Origin of the sequence: Peteryoungia algae (genome assembly GCF_030369675.1) — a bacterium.
Lineage (GTDB): Bacteria > Pseudomonadota > Alphaproteobacteria > Rhizobiales > Rhizobiaceae > Allorhizobium > Allorhizobium algae.
Map to the genome: position 1 here is coordinate 753374 of NZ_CP128477.1, position 17290 is coordinate 770663.

The window sequence follows — 17290 nt, forward strand, 5'->3', positions numbered from 1 at the left end:
CATCGCGTTATTGGCACGATCACGGACGTGGTTCTTCAGCGTGACGCTTTCATTGCCATCAGGCATTTGAGGCGTTCTGCCGTTGGGGGATCAGCCGGGAAGAAGGATTCGATCGCCAGTTCCGACAGGGTGATATCAACCGGCGATCCGAACACGGTTGTGGTCGACAAAAACGAAAGAACACCGACTTTCGTCCTCAACTGCAGAGGGACGGCGAAGTCGGCTTTATCGCCGATGGGCGAGCTGCCTCCAGCGACTTGTGCCTCGGGATGCGGCAGGTCCTGCAATTCATGCCGCAGCGCTCTCAGCACCGGATCTCCGCTGGCTGCAATCTGCTGTTGAAGGCGATCAAGCAGGTGGTGCCGCCATTGCCCGAAATTGACGATGTCAGGCGCCAGGCCAGACGGATGCAGGCTGAGACGCAGGACGTTGACGGGCGGCTTCAGCAATTCGGGGTCTCGAACGGCGGTCAGCAAGAGCTCCACCGCGCCATTCGCTGCGACAAGCGTCCAGTGTCGATCGACGGCCAATGCCGGGTGTGGTTCATGACCTTTCAGGATCAAGTCCACCGTCTGTCGCGCAACGGCCAGTGCCGGTTCATCCAGAGATCGCTGCAAGTAGATCGGGGCGAAGCCGGCGGCCACGAGTATGGGATTGCGCTCACGCAGCGGAACGGCAAGCCTCTCGGTCAGTCGCAGCAGCATATCCCTGCTGGGCGAGGCCCTGCCGCTTTCGATGAAACTCAGGTGCCGCTGGGAGATATCTGCATCAAGCGCCAGGTCCAACTGGCTCAAGTGGCGGCGTTGCCGCCACTCTCGCAAGAAGTCACCCAGACTCTGGCTTGCCCCGATCATGCCGTTGCCGGTACCCGATCAAGAAAGCCGTCGACGCTGCGCAGACGCCCGTCTTCGACCACCGCGAAATCGGTGCCCTTGATCATGTCGTCGTTGTCGGCAGGCCCGAGCTTCCACGAAAATCGCAATCGGCTGCCATATCCATCTGGCTTGCCTACCAACGCGAAGCGAAAGCCAGGGAACCTCTGATGGACTGCGCCGACCAGCGCATGAAGTTCGCTTGGCCCGTCGGCGGCCATCAAAGGGTCGATATAGGTTGTGTCATCGGTGAAGGTTTCGGCAATGAGCTTGGATCGTTCGTCGGCGTCAGTCTCGTTCCAGACGGCGATGTAGTGCTCTGCGATCCTCTGTGCATTGTCCATTGTCATACTCCTTTGATCGTGTGCCGTGAACAGGCAACGCGATCATCGCGGGCTGGCATCAGACTATCAATTACGCCGGAGGTAATCAAAACGTGGCGGGAGCCTAAAACCCTAGCCACATCCGGATCGGATTGGTGGGGTCGGCGAGCAGCTTGATGGCGAGCGCCACACAGGTGACGACCAGCAAGGGCTTGATGATCCTGGCTCCCTGGCGCATGGCAAAACGCGAGCCGGTCTGGGCGCCGAGGAACTGACCGACGCCCATCAAAAGGCCGACCTTCCACAAGACCACACCGCTTGCAACGAAGACGAGGAAGGCGCCGAGATTTGAGCCGAGGTTCAAAAGCTTGGTATGCGCGGTCGCCTTCAGCATGCCGAAACCGGCGAGCGAGACGAAGGCCAGCATGAAGAAGGAGCCGGTGCCGGGGCCAAAGACGCCATCATAGAGGCCGATCAGCGGCACAAGCGTGACGCCGAAGACGAAGGGCGTCATGCGTTGATGGCGGTCTTCGTCGGAAATATTCGGCTTCAGGGCGAAGTAGAGCGCAATGGCAACGAGCAGGAAAGGCATCAGCACCCGCAGAATGTCCCCGGGAACGACGGTCGCGATCAGGGCACCGACAGCACCGCCGAGAACGGCCATGGCTGCCATTGGCAACTGCTTCTTCAGGTCGACATGGCCCTTGCGCGCATAGGCGAGGGTCGCAGAACCCGCGCCGAACATTGACTGCAGCTTGTTCGTGCCCAGGGTTTCGAGCGGTGGGATACCGGCGATGAGCATGGCCGGAATGGTGATCAGCCCGCCGCCGCCGGCAATCGAATCGATGAAACCGGCAATGAAGGCAGCGACGAACAAAAGCAGCAGGGCTTGGAAGGCGAGATCGACCACGGGGAGACTCGTGAGGAGGGGGTGAAATGTGCCGCCCTTGTGGACCAATCATGGCGGCTCCGCAACTGGCCAGGACCGTCGCGCGTGTCGCGGGCGGGACATTCTGTGAACTGCCGCATCCGTCATACAAAGCGCCGCAATCCGGTTTGACCGCTGGGTGAGGCTTCGATAAAGCTCACAGTAATGTGCGACGGCGCCTGTTCGACAGGCTGGAAATAGTCCGGTGCGGCCAACCCAATCAGGGGGCCAATTCCGGAGCTGTCCCAAAGGCCATGGACCACGCCAGAAATGGCAGAAGGTTCGGCGCTTCGTACAGAAAAAGAAGCGAAGCAGGGAGGCCTTTGTCTATGGCGGAAAAACTCGGAATCATGGTTTGCGGACACGGCAGCCGCAATCAGAATGCGGCCAAGGAATTCGCCGTGATCGCGGAAGCGCTGCGCGCCCGCAACCCGGACCTGCCCGTTGAATACGGCTATCTCGAATTCTGCAATCCGGTGATTTCTGCCGGTCTCGACAGCCTGCGCGAGCAGGGTGTGACCCGGGTGCTGGCCGTTCCCGGCATGCTCTTTGCGGCAGGACATGCCAAGAACGACATTCCCTCTGTGCTCAACACCTACCAGGCACAGAATCCGGGCATGGTCATCAATTACGGTCGCGAACTCGGCATCGACCTGAAGATGATCCGAGCTGCCGGCGACCGGATCCAGGCAGCTGTCGACGAAGCCAATGACACGCTCGGGTTCATCGAAAAGCACGAGACGCTGCTGATGGTGGTCGGCCGAGGCTCGTCCGACCCGGACGCCAATTCCAACGCCACCAAGGTCATGCGCATGCTCTGGGAAGGCATGGGCTTCGGTTGGGGCGAAACCTGCTATTCGGGCGTGACCTTCCCGCTGGTCGAGCCGGGGCTGACCCATGCCGCCAAGCTCGGCTACAAGCGCATCATCGTCTTCCCGTATTTCCTGTTCACCGGCGTGCTGGTGAAGCGCATCTACAGCTATACCGACGAAGTGGCGGCGCGGTTCCCGGAGATCCAGTTCGTCAAGGCGAGCTATCTCAACGATCACCCGCTGGTGCTCGATGCCTTCCAGGATCGCGTCAAGGAGATCCTTGAGGGGGCAGCCGTGATGAACTGCCAGATGTGCAAGTATCGCGAACAGGTCCTGGGCTTCGAGGCCGATGTCGGCCAGCCGCAGGAAAGCCATCACCATCACGTCGAGGGCATTGGCGGGGGACTGGAAGACTGTCCCTGCAAGGGCGACTGCGATGCATCCTGCCGCGATCCGGATTACTGTCGTGAGCACGGTCTTCCCTGGACGCCTGTGCACAGCCACGCCGAACCGGCACCGCTGCAGGCCGTCGCGCTCGAGCCCGCATTCGATTATGCGGCGTCCTTCACGCTCGGCGGCAAATATGCTGCCTTGAAGGACAAGACGCCGGACGCCGACTTGCAAGCCGTGATGGATGCGCCGTCCTCGGGCAAGTCCGCGCAGCACGAGCATGGACCGGACTGCGGCTGCGGTCATCATGATCACCACGACCACGACCACGATCATCACCATGGTCACACCCACGGGCATGATCATGGCCACAGCCACGATCATGGTCACGATCACCACCACGCGCCCTATCCCCATGCCGATCATCCGCTGGGGCCGAAGTCGATGCAGAAGAAAAACTGATGCCGCTCTTCGATCGCATCCTGATCGTCGACTGGTCCGGTGCCGGGCAACCGGTGACGGGCAAGAACTCGCTCTGGGCCTGCCTCGCCCGGCGCGAGGGCGATCGGCCCGTGATCGACTGGATCGAGAACTTTCCGACCCGGCATGCCTTCATGTCGCGCCTCGACGCAGAGGTGGGGTCTGCCTTGGCCGCCGGTGAACGTCTCCTCTGCGGCTTCGATTTCGCCTTCGGTTATCCCGCAGGCACAGCCGTGCGTCTGACGGGCCGGCCAGACTGGCGCTCGCTCTGGCGCCTGATCGCATCCGAAATCGAAGATGGCGATGACAACCGGAACAACCGCTTTGACCTTGCTTCGCTTTGGAACGCGGCACATTTTCCAGGCGAGCCCCGCTTCTGGGGGCGGCCACATCAGCACACCTATCCCGACCTCTCCGACAAGAAGCCTGCAGCGCCACAATCGGCGCCCTTTGCCTTCCGTCATTCGGAACAGTTTGCCAAGGGGGCGAAATCTGTCTGGCAGCTCACCTACAATGGCTCGGTCGGCAGCCAGACCCTCCTCGGCATCGCGCGCTTGTCGCGCTTTCTCGACGAAAGCGGTCACCGCGAAAAGGTTGCCGTTTGGCCCTTCGAGACTGGTTTTGCCAGCGCTTTCGAAAAGCCGGTCATCTTTGCCGAAATCTACCCCTCGCTCTTCACTGTGGCCGCTGGTGACGACGTGAAGGATCAGGCGCAGGTCCGCACCGTCGCCGAAGCCTTCGCCCGGTATGATGCCGAGGGCAGTCTGGCTCAACTGCTTGAACGTCCGCCGATGCTGGCTGAGGACAAGGTGGCAACGTCGATCACCGAGGAGGGCTGGGTGCTCGGCATCGGTCATCGCGATCTCACAAGTGCTGTATCGCCTGCTGCAAGTGCGTCTGCTGGCCAGATGGCACCCCTCGACTACATCCGCGACCCCGCTGAAATCTATCGCCAGTCCTTCGCCACCATTCGCGAGGAGGCGGCTCTCGACCGCTTCCCAACCGTCCTGCAGCCGCTGGTCATCCGCCTCATTCATGCCTGTGGCATGGTCGATCTCGCCGACGATATCCGCTGGTCGGACGGCGCTTTCGAGGCCGGGGCCGCGGCCCTTGAAAGAGGCGCATCCGTGCTTGTCGATGTCGAGATGGTGCGCCATGGCGTGATCCGCCGCCTGCTGCCGGCTGACAACGAGATCCTTTGCTTGTTGAACGACGATCGCGTGCGCCCGAAGGCGGCCGAGATCGGCAACACACGCTCGGCCGCCCAGGTCGACCTCTGGGACGAACATCTCGGCGGCGCGGTCGTCGCGATCGGCAATGCGCCGACAGCACTCTTCCGGCTGCTCGAGCGCATCGACGCAGGGGCACCGAAGCCCGCGATCATCCTGGGCTTCCCGGTCGGCTTCGTCGGTGCCGCCGAAAGCAAGGATGCCTTGATCGCTGATAGCCGCGGCATCCCCTACATTGCCGTCCGTGGCCGACGGGGTGGCTCCGCGATGGCCTCGGCCGCGGTGAATGCGCTTGCGGGAGGCCTCGGTACCAATGTCTGACCACGCGCATGGCCCCTGGCTGACCATCATCGGGATCGGAGACAATGGGCTCGAAAGCCTCACTCCCGAGGCTCAGGCTGTCGTCTGGCAGGCGGAGACGCTCGTCATTGGCGAGAGGTTGGATGCCGTGATCGACGGATCGAACCTGCCCGAGCTGAAGCGCATCCTCACCTGGGGTGCCGGGTTTCGCGAGACACTTGCCGAGATCCTGAAATTGCGCGGTACCCCCGTTACGATCCTGGCCACCGGCGACCCTATGCATTTCGGCATCGGGGCGACGCTGCGACGCTATGTGGCGGCGGAAGAAATGGACGTCCTGCCCAGCCCGTCCGCCTTTTCGCTCGCTGCCGCCCGGCTGGGATGGCCGCTGCAGTCGGTCACCCAGATCTCTCTGCATGGTCGTCCGCTCGCCTTCCTCAACCGCCATGTCCTGCCGCGCGCGCGCATCCTGGCGCTGACATCGGACGCCTCGACGGTGCAGGCCGCCTCTGTTCTGCTGGCCGAACGCGGCTTTGGCGCCTCCGTGCTGCATGTGCTGGAACACATGGGCGGGCAGCATGAGCGCATCCTGCGTTTGTCAGCGTTGGAAATGGCTGAAACCTGCCCCCCCATGTCGGACTTCAACACGCTGGCGATCGACTGCGCCTGGGACGGACCGATCCTGGCGCCGGTGCCCGGCCTGCCCGACGAGGCCTTCCGTCATGACGGCCAGTTGACCAAGCGCGAGATCCGCGCGGCAACGCTTGCCCAACTGGCACCCTTTCCGAATGCCCGTCTCTGGGATGTCGGTGCCGGCTGCGGCTCGATCGCCATTGAGTGGATGCGCGCAGGCATGGGGTCCAGGGCGATTGCGATCGAGGCGAAGCCCGAGCGGCTGGCAATGATCCGCGAGAATGCCGAGACCCTCGGCGTGCCCGATCTTGACATTGTCGCAGGCGAGGCGCCGGCGGTGCTCGCGGGCCTCAAGACGCCCGATGTCATCTTCATTGGCGGCGGCATCAGCGGCGAGGGGCTTTTCGACGCCTGCTGGGCCGCCCTTCCGCCCGGCGGAAGGCTGGTGGCCAATGCGGTGACCATAGAGGGCGAGGCCAGGCTCGTCGATCTGCGCGGTCGCCATGGTGGGGATCTGACCCGCATCCAGGTGGCACGCGCTGCCCCGGTCGGGCGCTATTGCGGCTGGAAGTCACTGATGCCGGTCACGATGTGGACCGTTGTGAAGGGAGAGGTCGAATGACCGGTACACTCTATGGTCTCGGCCTTGGTCCAGGCGATCCTGAGCTCTTGACGCTGAAGGCGCATCGCATTCTGACGCAATGCCCCGTCATTGCCTATCCGGCACCCGATACCGGTCCGAGCTTCGCCCGCCAGATCGCGGCCCCCTATCTGACCGCTGCCCAGCTGGAGGTCCCGATTGTCGTGCCGATGCGCGTCGAGCGCTTCCCAGCGCAGGACATCTACACGAAGGCGGCGGAGACGCTGTCGCATCATCTCGATGCCGGGTCCGATGTTGCCGTGCTCTGCGAGGGAGACCCCTTCTTTTACGGCTCGTTCATGTATCTCTTCGAGCGGCTTGCTGATCGATACCCGACGCAGGTCGTTCCGGGCGTTTCCTCAATGATGGCGGCCGCCGCCGGTCTCGGACGTCCGCTTGCTGCCCGCAATGACGTCCTGACCGTTTTGCCCGGTCCGCTGCCGGATGACCAGCTGAAGGCCCGCATCGACGCCTCCGGTGCTGTTGCCATCATCAAGCTCGGCCGGCATTTCGCCCGCATCCGCACGCTGATCGAAAGCCTGGGGCTGACGGCGCAAGCAGGTTATGCCGAGCGTGTCAGCCTTGCCGAAGAAAAGCTCACGCCGCTCTCCGAGGTCGCAGGCGACACAGCCCCCTATTTCTCGATGATCCTGATCTACAAGGGAGAGGAGCGCTGGCATCCGGCGCTCGCCAAGACCCTTGGAAGTGGGGCCTGATGGGTATCGAGGCCTCTCCCGGAATTCCGGTCGTTGTCGTTCTGACCGAGACCGCCGCACGGATCGGTCGTCGTGTCGCCTCGGAGATCTCAGGCGAACTGCATGGCGCAGCCTCGCGCGTCACGTCGGCCGATCTGCACTTCGGCTCCGCGAAGGAGCATGTGCAAGCACTGTTCTCGGCCGGCCGGCCGATCGTTGCCGTCATGGCTTCGGGCGCTCTCATCCGACTTCTCGCACCGCTCCTCTCCGACAAGCAGACAGAACCGCCGGTGCTGGCCGTTGCGGAAGACGGTTCCTGCGTTGTGCCCTTGCTTGGCGGCCACCACGGCGCCAATGATCTCGCGCGCAGCATCGCTGCAGCATTCGGCGCGCATGCTGCGATCACCACAGCGGGCGACCTCAAATTCGGCGTAGCGCTCGATCAGCCGCCGGAGGGTTACGTGCTCGCCAATCCAGATGCCGCAAAGGCGGTGATGGCAGAGCTCGTGGCAGGCACCGGCGTCAGACTCGACGCATCATCCGCCACTTGGCTCACCCAATCCAGACTTTCATTTGAACAAGAGGCCCGCGTGACGCTCACCGTGACCGACCAACAGAAGACCGCCGGCGAGCTGGAGCTCGTCTATCATCCCAAGACGCTCGTGCTCGGTATGGGCTGCGAACGGCATGCCAAGCCCGAGGAAGCGATTGCGCTTGCCGAGGAAGCGCTGGCGAAGGGTGGCTTTGCGCGGGAAAGCCTAGCCGCAATCTGCTCGATCGACCTGAAGGCGGACGAAACGGCGCTTCATGCCGTCGCCGCCCATTTCGGCGTGCCGGCGCGGTTTTTCACGGCCGCCACACTCGAAGCTGAGGCGCCCCGTCTCGCGAACCCTTCCGAGGTGGTCTTCGCCGAAGTCGGTTGCCATGGCGTTGCTGAAGGCGCGGCTTTGGCTGCCGTCGGACAGGCCGGGGCACTGGCGGTCGAAAAGATCAAGTCGAGGGGTGCCACAGCTGCGATCGCCCAGGCGCCTGATGTCGTCGATCCCAGGACGCTAGGGCGCGCACGTGGCACGCTCTTCGTGGTCGGGATCGGTCCCGGTTCGGATGACTGGCGGTCGCCGGAAGTGTCGCGCATGGTGTCATCCTCCACGGATCTCGTTGGCTATTCGCTGTATCTCGATCTGCTCGGGCCCTTGGGCGACGGCAAGGTCCGCCACGATTTCGACCTGGGCAAGGAAGAGGCGCGCGTCGTCCATGCGATGGAACTGGCGGGGCAGGGCAGGACGGTGGCACTCGTCTGCTCTGGCGACGCCGGCATCTATGCGATGGCGACGCTCGTTTTCGAACTCTTCGACAAGGGCGGCATCACGGATGGCGCGAACCGCATCGAAGTGCAGGTTTCGCCGGGAATCTCCGCACTTCAGGCCGCGGCCGCCCGCATCGGCGCGCCTCTTGGCCACGACTTCTGCACAATCTCGCTCTCGGACCTGCTGACCCCTTGGGAGCATATCCAGCGTCGGGTGAAGGCCGCAGGCGAGGGCGATTTCGTCATTGCCTTCTACAATCCCGTTTCGATGAAGCGCCGCACCCAGCTGGCCTATGCCCGCGACGAACTGTTGAAGTACCGCCCGGCCACGACGCCAGTCATCCTGGCCACCAATCTCGGCCGCGAGGGCGAACATGTGCGCACCGTCCCGCTTGGTGAATTGAATGTCGACGATGTCGACATGCTGACGGTCGTGGTCGTCGGATCCTCGGAAAGCCGGACGGTGACGACCGGTGACGGAAAGACCTGGGTCTACACACCGCGCGGCTATTCGGGCAAGGCAGACACTGGCATGAAGGGAAGTGAAGCATGACCGTCTATTTCATCGGTGCCGGGCCGGGTGCCCCCGATCTCATCACTGTGCGCGGCCTTCGCCTCATCGAGCGCTGCCCGGTCTGCCTCTATGCCGGTTCGCTGGTGCCGGAAGAGATCGTTGAGGCAGCACCGGAAGGCGCCATCGTCAAGGATACGGCCCCCATGCATCTCGACGAGATCGTCGCGGAAATGGTGGCCGCCCATGCGCGGGGCGAGGATGTGGCGCGCGTGCATTCCGGCGACCCGTCGATCTACGGCGCAATCGCCGAACAGATGCGCCGCCTTGATGCGGCAGGCATTCCCTATGACGTCGTACCCGGAGTACCGGCCTTTGCCGCGACAGCCGCGCGTCTCAAGACCGAGCTCACCCTGCCGGAGATCGCCCAGACCGTCATCGTCACGCGCACCGAAATGAAGGCATCCTCCATGCCGGAATTCGAGACGCTGGAGATTCTCGGAAAATCGCGGGCGACGCTGGCCATCCACCTGTCGATACGCAATCTCGGTCACATCCGCGACACGCTGACGCCCTACTACGGCGAGGACTGCCCCGTGGTGATCGCCTATCGCTCGACCTGGCCGGATGAGCTCTTCATTCGCACGACGCTGAAGGACATGGCCGAGGAGGTGCGCAAGGCCAAGATCACCCGGACAGCCCTGATCATGGTTGGCAAGGTCTTTGGTCATGTGGAGTTCCGCGACAGCGATCTCTACAACTCCGACTTCAGCCACGTGCTTCGCAATGTCGGGAAAAAGAAGAAGGTCGCCAAGGCAGGTTGAGCGGAAGATCGCCTGACAACGAGAGGAAACGGTCGTGGAAAGTGGAGACGAGGATCACGGCAGCTGCCGTTGCGGGCAGGTGTCGCTGAAGGTGAAGGGCCGCCCGCTGATGACCATGGCGTGCCACTGCAAGGGATGCCAGCGGATGACGGCAAGCGCCTTTTCGCTCAGCGCTCTCTTTCCGCAGGACTGCGTCGAGATCAGTGGCCTTGAGCCGGTCATCGGCGGCATGCATGGCGAGCTGCACCATTACTTTTGCCCCCACTGCCTGAGCTGGATCTTCACCCGCGCGGAGATGCTCGGCCCGCTCGTCAATGTAAGGGCGACCATGCTCGACAGCACGGCCAATCTGCCGCCCTTTATCGAGACCTGCGTCTCGGAGAAACTTGCCTGGGCCTCGGTCCCGGCGAGGCACAGCTACGAGACGTTTCCGGCGATGGACGACTTCCCGAAGCTTCTCGGCGAGTTCGCCGAAGTCGCGCCCTGAATGCTTCCTTGTTCCATAGGTTTGCGATATGGAACCCGCTTCCTCAGACAGGACGACCAAGTTCATGCATAAAGTCATTTTCGATACGGATCCCGGCGTCGACGACGCCATGGCGCTGCTCTTCCTGCACCACCATCCCGAGATCGACCTCCTCGGCATCACAACCGTCTTCGGCAATGCGGAGATCGACATCACGACTCGCAATGCGCTGTACCTCAAGCGCGAGTGGAAGATCGATTCGCCAGTGGCCCGTGGTGCCGGCGAAACCTTCATCCCGCATCGTGTGAGCCACGAGCCGCCAAAATTCATCCATGGCGATGACGGTCTTGGCAATATCGGCGTGCCCGAAGTGACGGACGTCCATCCCGATCCGCGTCCGGCTCATCGCTTCATCGTCGATACGGTCCGCGCCAATCCGGGCGAAGTCACCATTGTCGCCGTCGGCCGCATGACCAATCTGGCCAATGCGCTGAAGGAAGATCCCGCGATTGTCGACCTCGTCAAGGAGATCGTCATCATGGGCGGCGCCTTCGACGTGAACGGCAATGTCACGCCGGCGGCAGAAGCCAATATCCACGGGGATCCGGAAGCGGCCGACGTGGTGATGACGGCAAGGTGGCCGGTTGTCGTCGTCGGTCTCGACGTGACGATGCAGACGGTGATGACGCGTTCGCAGCTCGCCGATATCAGGGACGCTGCCGGCACCAGCCGGGCCCGTCTGCTCTTTGATCTCTCACAGTTCTATATCGATTTCTATGAGGGCCTGGTCGACGACGGCATGGTCGTGCACGACAGCTGCGCCTGCGTCTATGTCGTGGCGCCGGAGCTATTCAAGACCCGCAGCGGCGTCATTCGCGTTGTCTGCGGTGGCATCGCCGATGGCCAGACCATCCAGAAGCCTGACGGTCGTGGTTTTGGCCCTTCCGACTGGGATGGCGAGCTGCCAAGCCAGAAGATCTGCACCGAGATCGACGCGCCTGCCGTGCTCAAACTGATCCATGACGTGATCATAGCAGTCCGCGAAGACTGATCAGCGCCTTTCGGCGAACAAAGAAAAACCCCGGATCTGGGAGGAGATCCGGGGTTTTTCTGTTTGATCCGACCGTGGTCGGGACCGATCAGCCGTTGACGGCGTGACGGGCAACGCGACGGATGTCTTCGCGGCCGATGCCGAGGTCATGCAGTTCGCGGTCCGACATGCGGCCGAGTTCCGTGATGGTCTGACGGTACTTGCGCCAGTTGGTGAGCGAGCGAGCAATGTTCATTGGGTCTACCTCTTTGGTGGTTTGGACCCATCCGTGGGCCCCTTCGAATTTCTTGAGGTGAATATATGCTGCGTTGCGAAATGTTTGAAGACATAATGCGGCAGATCACCTATGCGCCGCGCGCATAACGCTCGATTTAACCCGTTGTTAACTGGCGATTTTTTGTGCGTTTGCCTCAGGCTGCGTCGTGCACTGCATTTGGGCAGCTCAAGGCGCCTGGGTGCGGGATCTATTCGGCGGGGAGGATCAGGTCAAAAAAATAACGCTCACCGGGGGAGGAGGTCCGGTGAGCGTCATTTGTGCAGACCAACGACTGGGAGGAGGAGTGTCGTTGGTCAATCGAGCCCGCATTGGGAGGAGGTAACGCGGGTCGAAGAAGAAGCGCCAGAAGTTCTGTCGCTCTGTTGAGAATGAATATAGGCGAGACCTGTCGGTTTGTGCAGTGCAATATTGACATGGAAGGCATGCGTTTCTGCATGGGCGCAGAAGCCATCGGTCCGGGTGATTTCCACCGCTTGTCTTTCCGTGGTGCTCGTTCCAGATTGCAGGCGGGATCAAAGGGGAGCAGCCCATGTACAGAGGCAGGTTGAAACGCGATTTGGACGACTGGGTCGCGCGCGGACTGATCGATAAAGCGACGGCAGCAAGGCTGCTGGCAGATGTCGATCGCCGCCGCGCTGGCTTCAGCATAGGCGGCATCCTGTCGATGTTTGCGGCTGTCCTGATCGCCGCATCGCTCCTCATGCTGATAGCCGCCAACTGGGAGGCGATACCGAGAATAACCAAGGTTGTCGGGATCATCGCCCTGATCTGGATTTTTCATGGGGCGGCGCTGCTTGCACGATCCAGGGGCGCAGATCGGTTGGCTGCCGCAGCGCTCGTTCTCGGCTCCGCAGCCTTCGGCGGCGCGATTGCGCTCATCGGACAACTCTATCATCTCTCGGGCGACACCTTCTCGGCGATGCTGCTCTGGTTCACGGTAACGGTCGGCTCCGCGCTGGTCTTTCGCTCCGGCGCACTGACTGTCGTTTCCGGCGCCCTTTTACTGGTTGCCTTCGGGAGCGGCTTTGAAAATTTGGGCTGGGAGGCCGATGGCCATGGCCTATGGGCCTATTGGCCACCTTTCGGCGCAGCAGCCGTCCTTGCCCTGTCCCGCTTGAACGGCACCGATCGGGCAAAGCATTTTGCCTATATCCTGCTCGTCGGCTGGATCTGGTGGATCCTCATTCTCGACCGGGACGAAGCCTATGCCTTCACTGTGGCAGTCGTCGCAACGATCTTGTTTCTCGCGCTTGTCGCGCCGCGCTCGCCGCTCGAGGCGATCCATCGGAAGCTGGGCACCTCCGCCAGCTTCTATAGTCTGGTGATGGCGCTCACGGGTTTCGCCTATGTGCAAGGCAATGCGCTCGACGTCCTGTCGACGGCGGCTCTCGGGATCGCGATCCTCGCCTTGTCGATTGCTGCGATCGCGCTTGAAGGTCGCGACAATGGGGCTGTGCGTTATCTCGCCTATGGGGCCTTCGCTGCGGAGGTCCTCTACCTGTCCTATGAGACGATTGACAGCATTCTCGGAACCTCGGCCTTCTTCCTGCTCTCGGGCCTGGTTGTTGCCGTGCTGGCCTTCATCGTGGTCCGTCTTGAAAAACGCTTCTCCCGCTCGACCGTGGAGGTGATGTCATGATCGGCACCAAAGCATTTGCCGCAGCAGCCCTGCTGGTGTCGCTCGGCCAGACGGCAATCCTCGGCTACATGATCGAGGGGCGCGCTTCCATTTTGAGGTCGGGAACCGAAGTGCTCCTGAAGACGGCGCCTGTCGATCCGCGCGACCTATTGCGCGGTGATTACGTCATTCTCACCTACGATATCTCAACGATCCCGACGACGTCTATTGCCGGCGCACGGCCGGAAGCCGGTTCGCCGGCGCAAATCAATGTGCGCCTGAAACCGGGTCCGGATGGCTATTGGATCGTATCGGAAGCCTCGTTCGATCGCCTGTCTGTGGAAGCCGGCAGCGTCGTGCTGGTCTCCCAGCCCATGGCGATCAACGACTGGGAGTGGTCGAACGCCGGAAATCTCACGGTCGCCTACGGTATCGAAAACTTCTACGTGCCAGAAGGCGAGGGCAAGCCAATCGAAGACGGGCGCAACCAGGGTCGGGTGTCGGTGGCAGCACGGGTATCCGATGACGGCCAGGCGCAGATTCGCGCCCTGATGCTGGATGGCGAAGCGCTCTATGAAGAACCGCTGTACTGAGCGGCGTCTGTTGCCCGCTGCAAAGCCTGTGCGGTGGGCTGCGGGTGCCCTGCAATGGTGTCATTTTTCCTTTGCGTGGGGGAAAACGGGTGTTATAGAGACGCGCGCTCCGGAGGGGCCATGCGCGAGCAGCATGCGCTTTTGGACGCGGGTATGGTGAAATTGGTAGACACGCCAGATTTAGGTTCTGGTGCCGCAAGGCGTGGGAGTTCAAGTCTCTCTACCCGCACCAGCTGAGCCGCGCGGGATCGATGAGAGAACACCGAGGTGTGGCTCCCGTCAGTCCGGCGCCGTTTTGCTTGGCAGATTGTTGACGAATTGCGACGCAGCCACGTCCGGGAAAATCAATTCCGGCGTCGTGCTCAGGGAAAACACCGGCTGTCCGAGCACGGCCGCCACGACATGAAGGTAAGAACATGCAGGTTATCGAAACGCTCGCTGAAGGGCTGAAGCGCGAAATCAAGGTCGTCATTCCGGCCAAGGACATGGAACAGCGCATGAACGAGCGTCTGGCCGATGTGAAGGACAAGGTCCGCATCAACGGCTTCCGCCCGGGCAAGGTGCCGGTCTCTCATGTCAAGAAGATGTACGGCAAGTCGATCATGGCTGAACTCGTCAACGAGATCATCCGCGACCAGCCCACGGCCATCCTGTCCGAGCGCGGCGAAAAGTCGGCGACCCAGCCGGAAATCGTGATGACCGAAGACGAGAAGGAAGCGGAAAAGATCCTGTCGGCTCAGGCCGATCTTGAGTTCACGCTCTCCTACGAAATCATCCCGGCGATCGAACTGAAGTCGGTTGATGGCATCAAGGTCACCCGCGAAGTTGTCGACGTCTCGGAAGAAGAAATCACCGAGCAGATCGAAAAGATCGCTGAAAGCGCCCGCACTTTCGAAGCCAAGAAGGGCAAGGCCGCTGACGGCGACCGCGTCACCATGGATTATCTCGGCAAGGTCGATGGCGAAGCCTTTGACGGCGGCAAGGACGAAGACGCAGAACTGGTCATCGGTTCGAACCGCTTCATCCCGGGCTTTGAAGAGCAGCTCGTCGGCCTCAAGGCCGGTGACGAAAAGGTCATCACCGTGAACTTCCCGGCCGACTATCCGGCCGCCAACCTCGCCGGCAAGGAAGCCACCTTCGACATCACCGTCAAGGAAGTGGCAGCACCTGCAGCAACCGAAATCAACGACGAACTGGCCACCAAGCTTGGCGTCGAATCGGTCGAGAAGCTGAAGGAAATCGTCCGCGGCCAGATCGAGAGCCAGTACGGCAACGTGACCCGCCAGAAGGTCAAGCGTCAGATCCTCGACCAGCTGGACGCTCTCTACAAGTTTGAGTCGCCTTCCAAGCTCGTCGATGCCGAGTTCGAAAACATCTGGCGCCAGATCAACACTGATCTTGCACAGTCGGGCAAGACCTTTGCTGACGAGGACACGACAGAAGAAGCAGCCCGCGAAGAATACCGCGCGCTTGCCGAGCGTCGCGTCCGCCTCGGCCTCGTTCTCTCCGAAATCGGCGAAAAGGCCGGCATCGAAGTGACCGAAGAAGAGATGCAGCGTTCGCTCTTCGCCCAGCTTCAGCAGTTCCCGGGCCAGGAAAAGCAGATCCTCGACTTCTTCCGCAACACGCCGGGTGCTGCCGCTTCGCTGCGCGCGCCGATCTTCGAAGAGAAGGTCATCGACAAGCTGCTGGCTGAAGTTGCCGTCACCGACAAGAAGGTGAGCAAGGAAGAACTTCTCGCCGACGACGCCGAAGACGGCGACAAGCCGGCCAAGAAGGCTGCTCCGAAGAAAAAGGCTGCTGCCAAGGCTGACGACGCTGCCGAAGGGGAAGAAGCCGCTCCGAAGAAGAAGGCAGCTCCGAAGAAGAAGGCCGCCGAAGGCGACGCCGAGTAAGCTTCGTGCCTGATTGAACCTTAGAGAAAGCCGTCCCTCGGGGCGGCTTTTTCATGTTCGGGGAAAGGCCATGCTTGTCCCTGCACTCCGGCTTGCCGATCCGGACCGATGCGTCCTGACCGCCTCTCGATGCGGTTGACCACGCGGCAGTCTTGCGCCGATTTCCGTTCCGCCGCGTGAGAATGATTGTGAGGCGATCGTCTGTCGCCCCTTCCGTCCCGTCAGGCGCGCTTCTGATGAGTGGCGCCTTCGACCAAGAGAAGTCCGGCCACGCCGCTGAGAGCCAGCGCCAGACCCAGCCAGGCGGTTCCGGAATATCCGAAATAATGTGAACCGATCGCGAATGTACCGGCACTGACAGCATTGCCGAGGAATGAATTGATCGGCATGAAGGCTGTTCCGAGACCTGGTCGGCTCGGAAAGAGATCCTGGAAATAGGTGATTGGTAGTGAAAGCAGACCCGCCGCGGTCGCAGCGCCCGGGACTGCCAGCGCATAGAAGTGCCATGGCGCCGTCGCGAAGGCGAAGCCCACCATATGCAGGCCATAGAGAAGCGCAGAGACGATGATGAGCGCAACCAGGCTGAAGCGCTTCAACAGCGTTGCCGCGAGCAGCATGAAGGGGATCTCGATGAGGGCAATGAGGGCCGCGATGAAGCCGACATTCCGTGTTGAACCGCCGAGCTCCAGCGTGAGGATCAGCGGCCAGATCATCATGGCAAGCCGCGTCGTGCCCGTCACGGCAGCCATCGCGACCATTCGCACGAGCATCTCGGCACGTACGAGCTCGCGCAGCGCCTCGAGGAAGGCGGTTCCACTGGTGCCGGCCGATAGCCCCTTTTGCTTCGCAGGTGCCAGCAGAAGCAGAGAGGCGATTGCAACGAGTAGCGTGCAGCCTGCCGCAGCACCCCATGCCCCGATCATGTTTGCGGACTGCGCAAGAAGCAGCCCGAGGACCGCCGGCATCACCACCCAGGACGCCGACATGAAGGAGCGCACGATCGTGTTTACGGCGGCCGCATCCCGCGGGGACAGGGCGCTGGTCTCGATCCGCGCCGATGCGAAGAGCAGCGAATGCACTGCCTGGCCAAACGGTATGATCAGTGCCGTGGCAAGGATGAAGACGGGGATGCTGGGCAAGAGAAAGATCGCGCCGTAGCCGATTGTGCCGGCGAGCGCCAGCAGCGCGATCATCCGACGCCGGTCACCCATGCCGTCGGAGAGAATGCCGAGTGAAACGCTGATCGCCACCGTCATGACCGAGGCGACGACCGTCAGTGCCGAATAGGCCTCGTCGCTCATCCCCAGCGCGCCGATGGCCGTGACGCCGAGATAGGGCAGGGTAGCACCATAGGCGCAGCCCTGCACGAAGATCATCATGGAGAGGATGACCAGTTGCGGACGCGCCGCGATCTGGCTGAAGGACGACGACATGGGCGACTCGGGAA

At 62.0% G+C, this 17290-nt stretch carries 16 protein-coding genes and 1 tRNA gene; 12 read left to right on the top strand and 5 right to left on the bottom strand.

The window, feature by feature from the left end:
* Nucleotides 1-35: 35 nt before the first annotated feature.
* The 3 genes from QTL56_RS03860 to QTL56_RS03870 form a co-directional block, all read right to left on the bottom strand.
* Nucleotides 36-854: a helix-turn-helix domain-containing protein gene (locus QTL56_RS03860; protein ID WP_245136963.1), complete on the bottom strand. Its 819-nt coding sequence runs from the start codon at nucleotides 852-854 to the stop codon at nucleotides 36-38.
* Complete coding sequence (locus tag QTL56_RS03865) at nucleotides 851-1216, bottom strand: nuclear transport factor 2 family protein (protein ID WP_245136962.1); 366 nt, start codon at nucleotides 1214-1216, stop codon at nucleotides 851-853. The genes QTL56_RS03860 and QTL56_RS03865 overlap by 4 nt, the downstream gene beginning before the upstream one ends.
* Before the next feature lie 103 nt (nucleotides 1217-1319).
* Nucleotides 1320-2105 (bottom strand): TSUP family transporter, encoded by a 786-nt coding sequence (locus tag QTL56_RS03870; protein ID WP_245136961.1) that lies wholly within the window; start codon nucleotides 2103-2105, stop codon nucleotides 1320-1322.
* 347 nt (nucleotides 2106-2452) lie between these two features.
* Between QTL56_RS03870 and QTL56_RS03875 the strand changes: the two genes are divergently transcribed.
* The 8 genes from QTL56_RS03875 to QTL56_RS03910 all read left to right on the top strand — a co-directional run bounded on the left by QTL56_RS03875 (nucleotide 2453) and on the right by QTL56_RS03910 (nucleotide 11460).
* A complete protein-coding gene (locus QTL56_RS03875) occupies nucleotides 2453-3787 on the top strand; it encodes a sirohydrochlorin chelatase (protein WP_245136960.1) in 1335 nt (444 codons plus the stop codon).
* A 926-nt stretch (nucleotides 3788-4713) separates the two neighbouring features.
* Nucleotides 4714-5355: a precorrin-8X methylmutase gene (locus QTL56_RS03880; RefSeq protein ID WP_245137195.1), complete on the top strand. Its 642-nt coding sequence runs from the start codon at nucleotides 4714-4716 to the stop codon at nucleotides 5353-5355.
* On the top strand, nucleotides 5348-6589 hold the full coding sequence (cbiE, locus tag QTL56_RS03885) for a precorrin-6y C5,15-methyltransferase (decarboxylating) subunit CbiE (protein ID WP_245136959.1): 1242 nt from the start codon (nucleotides 5348-5350) through the stop codon (nucleotides 6587-6589). The genes QTL56_RS03880 and cbiE overlap by 8 nt, the downstream gene beginning before the upstream one ends.
* Nucleotides 6586-7323: a precorrin-2 C(20)-methyltransferase gene (gene cobI, locus QTL56_RS03890; protein ID WP_245136958.1), complete on the top strand. Its 738-nt coding sequence runs from the start codon at nucleotides 6586-6588 to the stop codon at nucleotides 7321-7323. The genes cbiE and cobI overlap by 4 nt, the downstream gene beginning before the upstream one ends.
* Nucleotides 7323-9161 carry a precorrin-3B C(17)-methyltransferase gene (gene cobJ / locus QTL56_RS03895; RefSeq protein WP_245136957.1) on the top strand — a complete coding sequence of 613 codons (1839 nt, stop codon included), beginning with the start codon at nucleotides 7323-7325 and terminating at the stop codon, nucleotides 9159-9161. The genes cobI and cobJ overlap by 1 nt, the downstream gene beginning before the upstream one ends.
* Nucleotides 9158-9943: a precorrin-4 C(11)-methyltransferase gene (gene cobM / locus QTL56_RS03900; protein WP_229576318.1), complete on the top strand. Its 786-nt coding sequence runs from the start codon at nucleotides 9158-9160 to the stop codon at nucleotides 9941-9943. Before cobJ ends, cobM begins: the two co-directional genes overlap by 4 nt.
* 34 nt (nucleotides 9944-9977) lie before the next feature.
* On the top strand, nucleotides 9978-10430 hold the full coding sequence (locus QTL56_RS03905) for a GFA family protein (RefSeq protein ID WP_245136956.1): 453 nt from the start codon (nucleotides 9978-9980) through the stop codon (nucleotides 10428-10430).
* A gap of 64 nt (nucleotides 10431-10494) precedes the next feature.
* Entirely contained in the window at nucleotides 10495-11460 is a 966-nt protein-coding gene (locus QTL56_RS03910) for a nucleoside hydrolase (RefSeq protein ID WP_229576316.1), read from the top strand.
* A gap of 88 nt (nucleotides 11461-11548) precedes the next feature.
* On the opposite strand, the gene QTL56_RS03915 is transcribed toward QTL56_RS03910, so the two are convergent.
* On the bottom strand, nucleotides 11549-11695 hold the full coding sequence (locus tag QTL56_RS03915) for a DUF1127 domain-containing protein (RefSeq protein ID WP_229576315.1): 147 nt from the start codon (nucleotides 11693-11695) through the stop codon (nucleotides 11549-11551).
* A 571-nt stretch (nucleotides 11696-12266) separates the two neighbouring features.
* Between QTL56_RS03915 and QTL56_RS03920 the strand changes: the two genes are divergently transcribed.
* The 4 genes from QTL56_RS03920 to tig all read left to right on the top strand — a co-directional run bounded on the left by QTL56_RS03920 (nucleotide 12267) and on the right by tig (nucleotide 15843).
* Entirely contained in the window at nucleotides 12267-13376 is a 1110-nt protein-coding gene (locus QTL56_RS03920) for a DUF2157 domain-containing protein (RefSeq protein WP_245136955.1), read from the top strand.
* Nucleotides 13373-13948 carry a GDYXXLXY domain-containing protein gene (locus QTL56_RS03925; RefSeq protein ID WP_245136954.1) on the top strand — a complete coding sequence of 192 codons (576 nt, stop codon included), beginning with the start codon at nucleotides 13373-13375 and terminating at the stop codon, nucleotides 13946-13948. The genes QTL56_RS03920 and QTL56_RS03925 overlap by 4 nt, the downstream gene beginning before the upstream one ends.
* Nucleotides 13949-14095: 147 nt before the next feature.
* A tRNA-Leu gene (locus tag QTL56_RS03930) sits at nucleotides 14096-14180 on the top strand.
* A 184-nt stretch (nucleotides 14181-14364) separates the two neighbouring features.
* A complete protein-coding gene (gene tig / locus QTL56_RS03935; RefSeq protein WP_229576312.1) occupies nucleotides 14365-15843 on the top strand; it encodes a trigger factor in 1479 nt (492 codons plus the stop codon).
* A gap of 221 nt (nucleotides 15844-16064) precedes the next feature.
* Here the strand turns inward: tig and QTL56_RS03940 are convergent, their stop codons facing one another.
* Nucleotides 16065-17276, bottom strand: coding sequence for an MFS transporter (locus QTL56_RS03940; RefSeq protein WP_245136953.1), 1212 nt, complete (start codon nucleotides 17274-17276; stop codon nucleotides 16065-16067).
* Nucleotides 17277-17290: the final 14 nt, after the last annotated feature.